10 protein-coding genes are annotated in these 13,952 nt (G+C 65.6%); 2 read left to right on the forward strand and 8 right to left on the reverse strand.

Translation table 11 applies throughout. The annotated features are described in order from the left end of the window. Positions 1-182, forward strand: a 182-nt coding sequence (locus L610_RS14035) for a transposase (RefSeq protein ID WP_186441495.1), incomplete at its 5' end; no start/stop codon positions are given. A 202-nt stretch (positions 183-384) separates the two neighbouring features. Here L610_RS14035 and L610_RS14040 read toward each other — a convergent pair. The 8 genes from L610_RS14040 to L610_RS14075 all read right to left on the reverse strand — a co-directional run bounded on the left by L610_RS14040 (position 385) and on the right by L610_RS14075 (position 12,538). Further along, entirely contained in the window at positions 385-1,167 is a 783-nt protein-coding gene (locus tag L610_RS14040; protein WP_024849379.1) for a MetQ/NlpA family ABC transporter substrate-binding protein, read from the reverse strand. A 53-nt stretch (positions 1,168-1,220) separates the two neighbouring features. Beyond that, a complete protein-coding gene (locus L610_RS14045) occupies positions 1,221-1,820 on the reverse strand; it encodes a methionine ABC transporter permease (protein WP_371713060.1) in 600 nt (199 codons plus the stop codon). A 2-nt stretch (positions 1,821-1,822) separates the two neighbouring features. Then, positions 1,823-2,932 carry a methionine ABC transporter ATP-binding protein gene (locus L610_RS14050; RefSeq protein WP_034330642.1) on the reverse strand — a complete coding sequence of 370 codons (1,110 nt, stop codon included), beginning with the start codon at positions 2,930-2,932 and terminating at the stop codon, positions 1,823-1,825. 470 nt (positions 2,933-3,402) lie between these two features. Further along, a complete protein-coding gene (gene treY, locus L610_RS14055) occupies positions 3,403-5,952 on the reverse strand; it encodes a malto-oligosyltrehalose synthase (protein WP_144705828.1) in 2,550 nt (849 codons plus the stop codon). Then, the gene (gene malQ, locus L610_RS14060) at positions 5,949-7,610 is read right to left on the reverse strand and encodes a 4-alpha-glucanotransferase (RefSeq protein ID WP_144705830.1); all 1,662 of its coding nucleotides are present in this window, start codon (positions 7,608-7,610) and stop codon (positions 5,949-5,951) included. The genes treY and malQ overlap by 4 nt, the downstream gene beginning before the upstream one ends. Further along, positions 7,607-9,415, reverse strand: a complete 1,809-nt coding sequence (treZ, locus tag L610_RS14065; RefSeq protein ID WP_144705832.1) for a malto-oligosyltrehalose trehalohydrolase — start codon at positions 9,413-9,415, stop codon at positions 7,607-7,609. The genes malQ and treZ overlap by 4 nt, the downstream gene beginning before the upstream one ends. Further along, positions 9,408-11,483 (reverse strand): glycogen debranching protein GlgX, encoded by a 2,076-nt coding sequence (glgX, locus tag L610_RS14070; protein WP_144705834.1) that lies wholly within the window; start codon positions 11,481-11,483, stop codon positions 9,408-9,410. The genes treZ and glgX overlap by 8 nt, the downstream gene beginning before the upstream one ends. 614 nt (positions 11,484-12,097) lie before the next feature. Further along, positions 12,098-12,538 carry a VOC family protein gene (locus tag L610_RS14075; RefSeq protein ID WP_024849372.1) on the reverse strand — a complete coding sequence of 147 codons (441 nt, stop codon included), beginning with the start codon at positions 12,536-12,538 and terminating at the stop codon, positions 12,098-12,100. 126 nt (positions 12,539-12,664) lie between these two features. On the opposite strand from L610_RS14075, the gene lhgO reads away from it, so the two are divergent. Then, a complete protein-coding gene (gene lhgO, locus L610_RS14080) occupies positions 12,665-13,912 on the forward strand; it encodes an L-2-hydroxyglutarate oxidase (RefSeq protein WP_144705836.1) in 1,248 nt (415 codons plus the stop codon). Positions 13,913-13,952: the final 40 nt, after the last annotated feature.

The following is a 13,952-nucleotide window of genomic DNA, read 5'->3' on the forward strand; positions in this document are numbered from 1 at the left end:
AGCGACGCAAGGAGACGGTGGAGCGCTCGTTTGCCGACGCCAAACAGCTGCACGGGCACCGTTATGCGCGCTTGCGCGGGCTGATGAAGGTGAGCTGGCAATGTCTGCTGGCCGCGGCCAGCCAGAACATGAAGAAGATCGCGCTGGCGCTCACCCGCCAGCCACGCCTGGCGGGGGCATGAGACCCTCTCGCCCCTTCATTATCTTCACTTCGTCAGGCGCCGGCAGCGCCCCTCCGCTCGGTCATCCCGCCCCAACGAAAAACCCGCCAAAAATCGGCGGGTTTGTCAGTGGTCTGAGCCGACAGTTTCCTGCCGGCTTTTCGTTTGCCCGCGGCCTAGTTGTCTGGGCCAGGGCCGCGGGAGAATGGGTGTCAGCCGCGGCTTACCAGGCGGTGACGACGGCGCCCTTGAAGGTCTCTTCCACGAACGACTTCACTTCGTCGGTGTGGTAGGCGGCGATCAGCTGCTTGACCCACTCCTTGTCCTTGTCCTCGGTGCGCACGGCGATCAGGTTGACGTACGGAGCCTTGGCGCCTTCGCGCAGCAGCGCGTCGGTGGCCGGGTTGAGGCCCGCCGGGATCGCGTAGTTCGAGTTGACGGCCGATGCGTCGGTGTCATCCAGCGAGCGCGGCAGCTGGGCAGCGTCGAGCTCGATGAAGTTGAGGTTCTTCGGGTTCTCGGTAATGTCGGCCGGGCCGACCGCGAGGCCCTTGTCCGGGTTGACCTTGATGATGCCCTGGTCGGCGAAGATGAACAGCGCGCGGCCGCCATTGGTCGGATCGTTCGGGATCGCGATGGTGGCGCCATCCGGCACTTCGTCGAAGGTCTTGTACTTCTTCGAGTAAACGCCCATCGGGAAGTTCACCGTCCAGGCGACGTTCTCGATCTTGTAGCCGCGGTCCTTGACCTGGTTGATGAGGTAGGGCTCGTGCTGGAACGAGTTGGCGTCGAGCTCGCCGTCATTGAGCGCCTGGTTCGGCACGACATAGTCGGAGAATTCGAGGATCTCGATCTCGAGGCCGTTGCGGGCGGCGACTTCCTTGACCTTTTCGAGGATCTGCGCGTGCGGTCCGGGCGTGACGCCGACCTTGATCGCCTCGGCCGAGGCGGTGCCGGTCAGAAGCGCAAGCGCGAGGCTTGCGGCGATGGTGATCTTGCTGAACATTTTTCTGCTCCCTGAAAATACGGTTGGGTTTCGGTTCGGTTGAATTTTTTCCGTCAGCGCGAGCGCTGGCGCTTGTCGAAGCGGCGGGCGAGCCCGTCGCCGATGGACTGGATGAGCTGGACGAGGACGATCAGCACCACCACCACCGCCAGCATCACGTCGGGCATGAAGCGCTGGTAGCCGTAGCGGATACCAAGGTCGCCAAGGCCGCCGCCGCCGACCGCGCCCACCATTGCCGAGTAGCCGATCAGGCTGACGACGGTGAGGGTAAGGGCGAGCGTGATGCCGGGGCGCGCTTCCGCAAGCAGCACCTTCCAGACGATCTGCATCGGCGTTGCGCCCATGGCGCGCGCGGTCTCGATGAGGCCCGGATCCACCTCGCGGATCGAGGCCTCGACGAGGCGGGCGACGAACGGGATCGTCGCGATCGTCAGCGGCACGATCGCCGCCGTGGTGCCGATCGAGGTGCCGGCCACCAGCCGCGTGAACGGGATGATGGCGACGACGAGGATGATGAAGGGCGTCGAGCGCGTCGCGTTGACGATGGCGCCGAGCACCTTGTTGGCGACGGGCGCCGCGAACAGCTCGCCCTTCTGGCTGGNCCGCCACCATCTGCAGGGTCTGGCCGGTGGCGCGAACGATGAGCCAGGCAATCTCAGGCGACATAGCCGAGCACCTCCGTGGTGAGGTTGAGGCCGCCGAGGATCGAGCGCACGCGCTCAAGCCGTGCGTCGTCGGCGGGGAAGGAAACGAACAGCGTGCCGAACGGCTTGCCGGCGATCTCGTCGACGGCGCCGCCGAGGATGTTGAGGTCGACGCCAAGCTCGCCGGTCAGCCGCGACAGCACCGGGTCGGTCGCATGCGGGCCGGAGAAGACGATGCGCAGCACCACCTGCGAGCCTGGCTTGCGCTCCTGGGTGAGGTGCGCCTGCGCATAGCCCGGCAGCTGCATGCCCGGCACGCCGGAAAGCAGCACCTTGGTCGTCGGGTGCTGTGGGTGGGTGAAGATGTCGAAGGTCGAACCGCGCTCGACGATCTTGCCGCCGTCGATGACGGCGACGTTGTCGGCAATCGACTTCACCACTTCCATCTCGTGCGTGATGAGCAGGATGGTGAGCCCCAGCTCGTGGTTGATGCGCTTAAGCAGCGCGAGCACCGAGTGGGTCGTTTCGGGGTCGAGCGCCGAGGTCGCCTCGTCGGAGAGGAGCAGTTTCGGGCGCGTTGCCAGCGCACGGGCAATGCCGACGCGCTGCTTCTGGCCGCCGGAAAGCTCTGCCGGATAGCGGTCGCGCTTGTCGGCAAGGCCGACGAGGTCGAGCAGCGGGGTGACCCGCGCGGCAATGTCCTTCTTCGGCATGCCGGCGATCTCGAGCGGCAGCGCGACATTGTCGAACACGGTGCGCGAGGACAAGAGGTTGAAGTGCTGGAAGATCATGCCGATCGAGCGGCGGATCGTGCGCAGCCTGTCCTCGGGCAGCTGGGCGATGTCCTGGCCGTCGACCAGCACCTTGCCGGAGCTAGGCCGTTCAAGCCCGTTGACGAGGCGGATCAGCGTCGACTTGCCGGCGCCCGAGCGGCCGATGATGGCGGTGATCGAGCCGCGTGGCGCGGCAAGGTCGATCGACGACAGCGCGGTCACGGCCGCGCTCTTCTTGGTGGCGGGGAAAACCTTGGCGACGCCTTCGAGCCGCACGATGTCGGGCTCGGCGCCTTCGGCTGAAGCCGCCTCTGCCGGCGGCGAACTGGTCTGCACTGTGTTGAGCATTTCCATCTTCCATCTGCGCAAGGCCCGGTCGGACGGGCACTGCATTGACCTGAGTTCCGGCTCGAGCCTGTGCGGGGGGAAGCCGTTCTCGAAAGGGGGGAGGGGCAGGTAAGGAGCCGCTGGCGCCGTCCTGCCCCGTCCGGATGCCGCGGGGCCACGCGGCATCGGGACCAGACAATCAGCTCAACGCATACACATGCATGCGCGCAGGCGCAAAGCGGCTGCCGGCGGCATGGTCAGGTCGAAAGTCGGCATGGCTGAATTCCCATCCAAGAACGGCGACAAGATGACCCGAGCCATGAAAAAATATGAGCTTCTGGCATCCATAATTCCGCGCAGGAAGGGAAAGAAAATCCTACAAAACGGTCGGTCCGTAAACAAATTTATTCGCCGGCCGGAAGCCCCCCCCCGCGGTGACCTTGCGGGAGGTGTGGAAAGAGCCTCCGGAGAGCGGATCAGCGTGCCCCGGCTTACTCCGCCACCGCCACTGCAACCGGCAGTTTGCCGAGCACCGCTTCGAGCGCCAGCGGGCCGTCGGGGATGATGAGGTCGCCGGTGAGGATGTTGCGGAAGGCGGGGGAAAAGCCGCGGGGAAGGTCGATCACCGTATCGGTCACGCCGGAGAGGACCGCGCGGGTCAGCGGCAGGCGGGTGAGGACGACGAGTGCGGCTTCGTCGGGAAGCAGGCGCAGCCAGGCGATGTGGTAGCTCGCAAGCGGGCCGCGGACGGTGAGAGGAATATAGTCGCCGGTCAGGAAAAGCTCGGGGTGGTCGCGGCGCGCGCTCAGCGTGCGGGCAATGATCTGCTGCTTGAGCCGGCCTTCGGTGTCGGTCGAAGCAAGGGTGGCGAGATCCGGCGTCTCGTCGAGCCAGGCCGACAGGCGATCGAAGTCGACCGGACGGCGGTTGTCGGGATCGACGAGGCTCAAGTCCAGCGCTTCCGCGCCGTTATAGATGTCGGGAATTCCGGGCGCGGTCAGCTTCGCCACCGTCTGCGACAGCGAATTGACCATGCCGGCGGCCATGAAGGGCTGCAGCGTCGCGGCGAAATCGTCGAGGAAGTCGGAGCTTGCGGGCGACAGCAACCGCTCGGTGAAGGATTTGACCGCCGCCTCGTAATCCGGCTTCTCGTCCAGCCAGTCGGTACGCAGCTTTGCCTCGCGCAGCGCCTTTTCGAGATAGGGCAGGAAGCGTTCGGAAAGCCCGGCAACGGCCGCATCATCGACCTCGCCGGCCGGCCAGATGCCGGCAAGCGCCTGGTAGATCAGCCATTCCACATCGGGTTCCGGCACGGCGCGGCCGTCGATGGTGGTGCGCAGCGACGAGTTCATCCGGCTCCAGCGGCTGACGGCCTCGGCCCACAGGTCCGGCGCCTCGGCGAGCGCATAGAGACGCGCACGGGCATCCTCGCCGCGCTTCGTGTCGTGGGTACTGGTGGCGAGGAGGCTGAGCGGCGTTTCCTCCATCATCGCCGCGTGAAAGGCATCCATGCCGCCTTCAGTGCCTTCCGGATCGGCGCCGACTTCGTTGAGCGCGATCAGCGGGTTGATGCGGTAAAACAGCGTGTCCTCGATCGCCTTTGCCATCACCGGTCCGGTGAGCTGCTGGAAGCGCTGGCGGAATGGTTTGTCCTCGTTGTCGCCGTGGAGGAGGGGGGTGATGAAGCGGATTGCCTGCGGGTCGGCTTCCTCGCGCGCGAGCGCCGCGCCAACGGCGCTGCCCAGCATGGCAAGGTCGGGGCCGGAAAGGCCGTCCTGCTCGCCATAGGTGCGGTAGACGCTGAACCCGTGGATGATCTCGACCAGCGCGTCGGCGAGCGCTTCCTTGCCAAGGTCCTGGCCTGCCTCGGCCGCACGCGCCGCGGCGTGGGCGGCAAGGCGGGCAAGTTCACCCTCGAAATTGCGGCGTAGCATCAGCTCCTTGGCGGCGCGAATTTCGTCGCCCATTTCGAGCGGGCGGCTGCAGAAGGTGGAATAGGCGCTGCGCATCGCCTCGCGGCCGGCGGTCTCGACGAGGAGGCCGGAGAGGCGGTCGATGAACTCGTAGCCGGTGGTGCCGACATTGCCCCATTCGGCCGGGAGCTTTTCGCCGGGGCCAAGAATTTTTTCGACCAGAAGCAGCTTGTCGTCGCCGATCGCGGCGCGCAGGCGTCTGAGATACTGGCAGGGGCGGGCAAGGCCGTCGACGTGGTCGACGCGCAGGCCATCCACCTTGCCGGAGCGGACGAGCTCGAGGATGAGCGCGTGCACGTCGTTGAAGACGGCCTCGTCCTCGACGCGCACGCCGACAAGGCCCGTTACCTCGAAGAAGCGGCGATAGGAAAGGTCCTTTTTCGCTTCCTTCCAGTAGGTGAGCTGCCAGGACTGCCGGTCATGCAGGGCGGAGATGAAGGCGTGGTCCTGCGAAAGCTCGGCAAGCTCCTCGTCGATGCGGCCATCGAACGGCGCCTGCCAGCCGGCCTCGCGGGCAAAGGACGAGGCTTCCGGAAAGGACTCGGCGACGAAGCCATAACTCGCCGGGTTGAGCGGATAGAGATTGTCGTAATAGCCGAGCGCGAGGCAGCCATTGGCACGGTCGATGGCGAGGCGGATTTCGCCGTCGGCGAGCGCTTCGTCGAACGGCTTGCCGAGGACCGGCAGGGTGAGGCGGCGGCTCCAGTCGATGTCGAAATGGTCGGCGAAGGCGCTGTCACGGCCGAACTCGATGACGCTCCGCCACCACGGGTTTTCGAGCGAGGCGGCCATGTGGTTCGGCACGATGTCGAGGATGAGTTTTAGACCAGCCTCTTTGAGCGCCTCGTGCAGCTTCTCGAAGCCTTCACGGCCGCCGAGGTCCGGGTCGAACGCGTTGTGGTCGGTGACGTCGTAGCCGTGGGTCGAGCCCTTCGTCGCGGCGAAGATAGGCGAGGCGTAGAGGTGGCTGACGCCAAGCCTTTTCAGGTAGGGCACGATCGCCGCCGCCTGCTCGAAGGTCATGCCATTGCGAAACTGCAGGCGGTAGGTGGCGATCGGTGGGGTCATGCGGGGCGCTCTCTTCTCAGGGCTGCAGTCAGCTGCCCGAAAAGCGCACTCCCCCTGATTTGTTCCAGTGGTACGTCAAGCTTGCGCTGCCAGTTGGGATATTCGTCCGACGTGCCGGGAAGGTTGGTCGGATGAAATTCGCCGACGGCGTCGGCAAGGCGCATGGCGGTCAGCCTGCCCGGCGTGCGGGCGATGTAGCGATGCGCGGCGACGGCCAGCCGTGCATAGACGGCGTCGTCAAGCGTCCGGCGGGCAAGCAGCCAGCGCATGTCGCGGCGCGACAGCAGTCCGGCGCGGGCGAAGGCCTCGAGGAGGCTGCGCCGCTCAGTGCGGCGCTCGCGCCGCTGCAAGGTGGCGGCCGCTTGCGAGATCAGGCCATATTCGGCGCGCAGCGAAATGTCGTCGCCCGCCCACCATCCCTTGAGGGTCGGCAGGTCATGGGTGGAGAGGCACGCGAGCGCGAGCAGCGGCCAGTCTTTTGGCGCAATGAAGCGCTGGCCGCGCTTTTCGAAATAAAGGATGCGGTAGGAGAGGATGTGCGCCGCGGCCATGGTGTCGCGAAAGCCTTCCGGCACGTGGCCGAGGTCTTCGCCGATCACGACCATTTCCTGCGCGTTGGAAAGCTCCGCGAGTGCCGCGATCGTGCCTTCGAGCGGATATTGCACATAGGCGCCCTCGGCCGCCGGGCGCCCGACGGGGATCCAGAACAGCTGGCGCAGTGACATGGCATGGTCGATGCGCAGCGCCCCGGCATTGCGGGCCGCGGCCGCCATCAGTTCGCGATAGGCGGCAAAGTCGTTGGCGGCGAGCGCGTCGGGGGCGAGCGGGGCAAGACCCCAGTCTTGGCCGGCGGCGGTGAAGACGTCCGGCGGCGCGCCGACGGAGACGCCGCGAACGGATAGCTCGCGGTCGCCCCAGGTGGCGGAGCCGTCCGGCGCCTCGCCGACGGCAAAGTCGAGGTAAAGGCCGATGCGCATGCCGGCGGCCTTTGCCGCTTTTCCGGCACTCTCCAGCTGCTCGCGTGCCAGCTGCTGCAGCCAGACGTGGAAGGCGATCTCGTCCTCGTGGGCGGTCGCGAATTTCTTCACCGGTGCCGAATTCGGGTCGTGAAATTCTTCGGGCCAGGAAAGCCAGCCAGCGCCGTGGCCCTTCGCAACCATGTCCAGCGACAGCGCCTCGAACAGCGCGTGCAGGCGAAGCTGCGGATCGGGCTCGGCGAGTTTCGGCTTGCGCTTTCGCCAGATCTTCTTCAGCGCGTTGAGCTTGGCTTCGGCCACGCCCGGATAGTCGACCAGATCGACGGCCCGAAGCTGTTCCAGCTTCGCCTCGTCCGCCATCGCAGGTTCAAAGCCCTCGACATGGTCGACGGCGATGTAGAGCGGGTTGAGGAAGCGCCGGTTCGAGGGCGAAAACGGGCTGCGCCGGTAGGGCTCGGCCATGAACAGCGCATGCAGCGGGTTGAGGCCCACGAACTCCGCGCCCGCCTCGCCGGCAAGCTGCGCAAACTCCGCAAGGTCCTGAAAATCGCCGATGCCCCAGTTGCGGGCAGAGCGCAGCTCGTAAAGCTGGACGCTGATGCCCCAGGCGCGGCGCTGCATCAGCCAGTTCGGCAGGAAGCAGCGGGAAAGGGCGGCGGGTCTGGACTGCGCTTCGCTCATGTCTCAACGGCTACCAGAACATCCCACGGCTGCAACACGTCGCTGTCGCTTTCCTGTATGTCGAACGCCCTGAAAATGATCTCGCCGTCAGGCAGCGGGCAGGCGGCGGCCTCGCCGGTCAGGTTGGCGCGCAGCGCAAGCCGGGCATTGCCTAGTTGCCAGTTGATGGCGATCAGCCCGGGGTCCGCCGGCAGGATCACGCCGGGCGATGGCTCGTTGTCGTCGAGGTAGGGCACGATGTGCTCGCGCCGCAGCGCAAGCAGCGCGCGCACCTCTTCCAGTCGCGCCCTGCCTTCGTCGGTTTCCAGTTGCGACCAGTCGATCCGCGAGGCCTTGAAGGTCTTCAGGTCGTTCGGATCAGGGATCAGCTTCGGGTCGCGCCCGAACCCCTTGAAATGGGCGAACTCCTTGCGCCGGCCCTCGCGCACCGCGTCGGCGAGGCTGCCGTGATAGTCGGCAAAGAACAGGAACGGCCGCCGCTCGCCCCATTCCTCGCCCATGAACATCATCGGGATGTGCGGGGAGAGAAGCAGGATCGCGGTGAGCGCCCGGATCGCCTCAGGCGAGGCGAGTTCGCTCAGGCGCTCGCCGAGCGCGCGGTTGCCGATCTGGTCGTGGTTCTGCAGGAAGTCGATGAAGGCGGTGGTCGGAAGGCCGGTCGAGGGCTCGCCGCGCGGCTTGCCGCCAAGATGTTTCGACGCTTCGCCCTGGTAGCAGTAGCCCTCAGCAAGGCTGCGCGCGAGCAGCGCCGCCGGGTCCTTTGCATAGTCCTCGTAGTAGCCCTCGTCCTCGCCGGTCAAAAGTACGTGGGCGGCGTTGTGAAAATCGTCGTTCCACTCGCCGGTGTAGAGCGTTGCCTTGCCGTCCTCGCGCACATGCAGCGAGGCGACGTTGCGGTTGTCCTCGGTGACGAGATGGCGCGGCCGGTAGGTGAATTCGCGCCGGACCTTTTCGGCAAGCTCGACCAGCAGCTCCCTTGGCGACGGGTCGCGGATCTGGTCGATGGCGTCGAGGCGCAGGCCGTCGAAATTGTACTCGTCGAGCCAGTAGCGGGCATTGTCGAGAAAGAACTGGCGAACGGGCAGCCGGTCGTAGGCAATCGCCGCGCCCCACGGCGTATGGCGCTTTTCGTCGAAGAACTCCGGCGCGAAGGTCGGCAGGTAATTCCCGTCCGGGCCGAAGTGGTTGTAGACGACGTCGAGCATTATCATCAGCCCGTGGCCGTGCGCCTCGTCGACCAGCTGCTTGAGGTCATCCGGCGTGCCATAGGCATGGTGCGGCGCGTAGGGAAGCACCCCGTCATAGCCCCAGCCGCGCTTGCCGGGAAACTGCGCCACCGGCATCAGCTCGATCGCCGTGAAGCCGGCCTCGACCAGATGCGGCAGTTTTTCAATCGCGGCCAGGAACGTGCCTTCCTCGGTGAAGGTGCCGACATGCAGCTCGTAGACGACGGCCTCGCGCCAGTCGCGGCCGCGCCAGCCGGAATGCTTCCAGCGATATTGCGTGGCGTCGACGACCAGCGACGGCCCGTGCACGTCGGCCTGCTGCGCGCGGGAAGCGGGGTCGGGCAGGCTCCTGCCATCCGGCAGAATGAAGCTGTAGGGCGTGCCCGGCGCGACGCCGGAGGCGAGCAGCTCGAACCAGCCGTCCTTGTCGCGGCCCATTTCGGTTTCCTCGCCGTCGATGCGGATCGACAGCTCCTCGAAGGCCGGCGCCCAGATGCGGAAGCGCACCTCGCCGGCGCGAACATATTCGGCGCCCCAATGGCGCGGATAGACGCGGTATTCTCGGTCTGGCTCAGGCATGACGGCGCTCGACGAGGATCAGGGAACGGTCGGCGACGGAAACGCTGCCGGACACCACTTCCGCGGCCTTGCCGCGCTCGTCATCGTCCGTGTCGACGGTGATGCGCCAGCCGTCTCCCTCCGGCAGCACGAAGTCGAGCGGCTCATGATGGGCATTGAACAGCATGCCCAGCTGCAGGCCCTCGTCGGTGAAGAAGACGCTCATGGCGCGGGTGTCCGGGTTTTCCCAGTCCGATTGTTGCATTCTTTCACCGTCAGGGCGACACCAGCGTACGTCGCGCTCGCCATCGTCCGTCTTGTCGCCATGCAGGAACCGCGCCTGGGCCAGCAGCGGCTGGCGGCGGCGGATGTCGATCATGCGCGCGACGAAGGCATGAAAACCTTCCGGCCGCTCGCCGACCGCCTGCCAGTCGAGCCAGTTCATCTCGTTGTCCTGGCAGTAGGAATTGTTGTTGCCGTTCTGCGTGCGGCCGATCTCGTCGCCCATCAGGATCATCGGCGTTCCCTGCGAAAGAAGGACCGTCGCGATCAGGTTGCGCCGCATCTTCTCGCGCAGCTTCAACACTTCGGGATCGTCGCTCGGCCCCTCGACGCCGCAGTTCCAGCTCAAATTGTGCGAGTGGCCGTCATTGTTGTCCTCGCCATTCGCCTCGTTGTGCTTGTCGTTGTAGGAAACGACGTCGGCGAGGGTAAAACCGTCATGCGCGGCGACGAAATTGACGCTCGACCACGGCCTTCGCCCGCGCTTCTCGAACAGATCGGACGAGCCGAGCAGCCCGCCGGCGAGCGGCCCCGCCGCGCCCTCGTCGCCTTTCCAGAAGCCGCGCACCGTGTCGCGGTAGCGGTCGTTCCACTCCGCCCAGCCGGGCGGGAAATTGCCGACCTGGTAGCCGTTCGGCCCGGTGTCCCAAGGCTCGGCGATGAGCTTGACCCGTGACAGCACCGGGTCCTGGCGCACCGCATCGAAGAACACCGAGTTGTGGTCGAAGGCGTCGCGGTCGCGGCCGAGCGAGCTGGCAAGGTCGAAGCGGAAGCCGTCGACATGGCACTGCTCGACCCAGTAGCGCAGCGAGTCCATCACCATCTGCAAGACGCGCTGGTGGCGCAGGTTCACCGTGTTGCCGCAGCCCGTGGTGTCGAAATAATAGCGCGGGTCGTCGGCGAGGATGTAGTAGCTGGCATTGTCGATGCCGCGGAACGACAGCGTCGGGCCCATGTGATTGCCCTCGGCGGTGTGGTTGTAGACTACGTCGAGGATCACCTCGATGCCCGCCTCGTGCAGGCGGCGCACCATCAGCTTGAATTCGTGGATGTTGCCTTCGGGCGAAATGTAGCGCGGCGCCGGCGCGAAGAAGCCGATCGTGTTGTAGCCCCAGTAATTGGACAGGCCCCGCTCGATCAGGTGGCGATCGTCGAAGAAGGCCTGCACCGGCATGAGTTCGACGGCAGTGACGCCGAGTTTGACGAGATGCTCGATCACCTGCGGCTGGGCGAGCCCGGCAAAGGTGCCGCGCAATTGCGGCGGCAAATCCTCGCGCCGCGCGGTCATGCCCTTCACATGCGCCTCATAGATGATGGTGTTCATCCAGTGGGTGCGCGGGCGCTGGTCGTTGCCCCAAGTGACGGCAGGGTCGACGACGATGCACTTCGGCATGACGGACGCCGAATCCCGCTTGTCCATGACGAGGTCGCCCTTCGCGCTGCCGATGCGGTAGCCGAACAGCGCGTCGTGCCACTTGATCTCGCCGTGAAGCGCGAGCGCGTAAGGGTCGAGCAGCAGCTTGTTGGGGTTGAAGCGATGGCCCTCATTCGGGGCGTAGGGGCCATGCACGCGGTAGCCATAAAGCTGGCCGGGCCGTATGTCCGACAGATAGCCGTGCCAGATCTCGTCGGTGTATTCGGGCAGCTCCACCCGTTCCAGCTCGCGCTTTCCGGCGCGGTCGAACAGGCACAGCTCCACCTTGGTGGCGTTGGCTGAAAACAGGGCGAAGTTGACCCCCGTGCCGTCCCACGTCGCACCGAGAGGGAAGGGAAGGCCGGGTTTCAGGAAAGGACGCGAGGGCTGCATGAACACCGCCGGGAAAGAGGACCAGTGGCGTTCGAACAGATCAGGAAGATGGAGGTTCCATGGAAAGAGAAAGAGGGGAGGGGTTGCTAAGACTGGAAGCTGGCAAAACGGAAGATTTGCCATGAGAGGATGGGAAACCCGCGCCGGCACTCTACGAGCCCCCTCCGGCGCTTCGCAGGGGAGGATCCGGGTCATGCCTTTCATGGATCGTGGTGTGTCACGGGCAATGATTGCGGTGCGCAGCGGACATGAGGCACGGGGGGGGAAGCGACGATGCAGACCTGGCAAGAAACGTCTGTGGCGGTAAGATTCTGAGGCTGATCCAGCCGGATCCTCCCCCACATGCGGGGGAGGGGGACCATGCTAAGCATGGTGGAGGGGGCGTGCAGGCTCGACGCGCGCCATGTTCCGCAACCGTCGATTGAGCACGTGACGATCGGCTTCACCGCAAGATTGGCCGCTTGATTATCGCCGCCCCGCGCTGTCGCAACGTTCTGGCATGGATCCTCGGGTCGAGCCCGAGGATGACGACTGGATGGACGCTACTCCACTCCGGCTGAGGCTGCGATTGCCACCCGCGGATCTTCCTGGCGGCGTTAAGAGGAACTATCCCCTCACCACGTGCCGATATTTTCCATCTTCGTCCACGGCTCGGCCGGCTCGAGCGCTGCGCCGCGCTGCAGGAGTTCGATCGAGATGCCGTCCGGCGTTTTGATGAAGGCCATGCGGCCGTCGCGCGGCGGGCGGTTGATGGTGACGCCCCGGTCCATCAGGCGCTGGCAGTAGTCGTAGATATTCTCGACCTCGTAGGCGAGGTGGCCGAAATTGCGCCCGCCGGTATATTCCTCCGGGTCCCAGTTATAGGTGAGTTCGACCGTCGGCGCGCCGCCGGCCTTTGCCGCCTCGACGTCCTCGGACGCGGCGAGGAAGACCAGCGTGAAGCGGCCGGCCTCGTGGTCCATGCGGCGGACCTCGACCATCCCCATGATGTCGCAGAAGAATTGCAGCGACTTGTCGAGATCGGTGACGCGGACCATCGTGTGCAGATATTTCATCGTGAGACGCCTTCCTGAAATGCCTGTGGTTCGAAACGGATTCGTCCCACGATATAACCCCAATGGCGCAAACGGCCAGTGCCGGCGCACCTTTGGCGCGGATGACGAAGCGGTGAGAATCCGGCTATGAAGTCAGGGCCCGGCCGGATCGGGCCGCATGTTTCGGGCGGAGGGCGTTTCGTGGTGCATGACTTCATCATCATCGGCGGCGGCATTGTCGGCCTTGCGACGGCAATCGCGCTGCAGGAGCACGCGCCGGGCGCGAAACTGCTGCTGCTTGAAAAGGAGCAGGACTTCGCCCGCCACCAGACCGGCCACAACAGCGGCGTCATCCATGCCGGCATCTACTATCCGCCGGGTTCGCTGAAGGCGAAGCTCTGCCGCGAGGGGGCGGAAGCGACGAAAGAGTTCTGCCGCGAGAACGGCATCCGCTTCGAAACCTGCGGCAAGCTGCTGGTGGCGACCAGCGAGGCCGAGATGGCGCGGATGGAAGCGCTCGCGGAGCGCGCGGTGCAGAACGGCATCGACTTTGCCCGCCTCGACGAGGCTGAGCTGCGCAAGGCGGAACCCGCCGTCGCCGGCCTCGGCGCGCTGCATGTGAAGGCAACCGGCATCGTCGATTATCGCGAGGTCTGCCGGGCGATGGCGCAGAAGGTGCGCCAGCGCGGCGGCGAGATCCGCCTCGGCGTCGAGGTGACGGCGATTGCCGAGACCCCCGCGGACGTGACCGTTACCGCTGGCGGCGAGCGCCATGTCGCGTCACAGCTGATTGCCTGCGCCGGGCTGCAATCCGACCGCATGGTGCGGATGGCGGGGCTCGAATGCGACTTCCGCATCGTCCCGTTCCGCGGCGAATATTTTACCCTGCCGCCGTCGAAGGCGAACATCGTCCGCCACCTCATTTACCCGATCCCGGACCCGAACCTGCCCTTCCTTGGCATCCATCTCACCCGCATGATCGACGGCTCGATCACCGTCGGCCCCAATGCCGTGCTGGGCTTTGCCCGCGAGGGCTATCCGAAGGGGAGTCTTTCCCTGAAGGATGTTGCCGACATGGCTTCCTTCCCCGGCTTCTGGAAGATGGCCAGGAAGAACCTCGGCTCCGGCATCATCGAAATGCGCAATTCGCTGTTTCGCCGCCACTATCTCGAGGAATGCCGCAAGTACTGCCCCGAACTCACCCTTGCCGACCTCGGCAAGCCGGGGGCGGGCATCCGCGCCCAGGCGGTGATGGCCGACGGCAGCCTCGTCCACGATTTTCTCTTCCGCGAGGGCCCGCGCAGCCTCTTCGTCTGCAACGCCCCTTCGCCCGCCGCGACCTCATCGATCCCCATCAGCAGGATGATCGTCGAGCGCCTGCCTGGTACTACCTGATGCGGCGCCCAGACGGTAGGACGGTTTTACTTGGCCGCCG

It is taken from the genome of Aminobacter sp. J44 (genome assembly GCF_007829415.1).
Lineage (GTDB): Bacteria > Pseudomonadota > Alphaproteobacteria > Rhizobiales > Rhizobiaceae > Aerobium.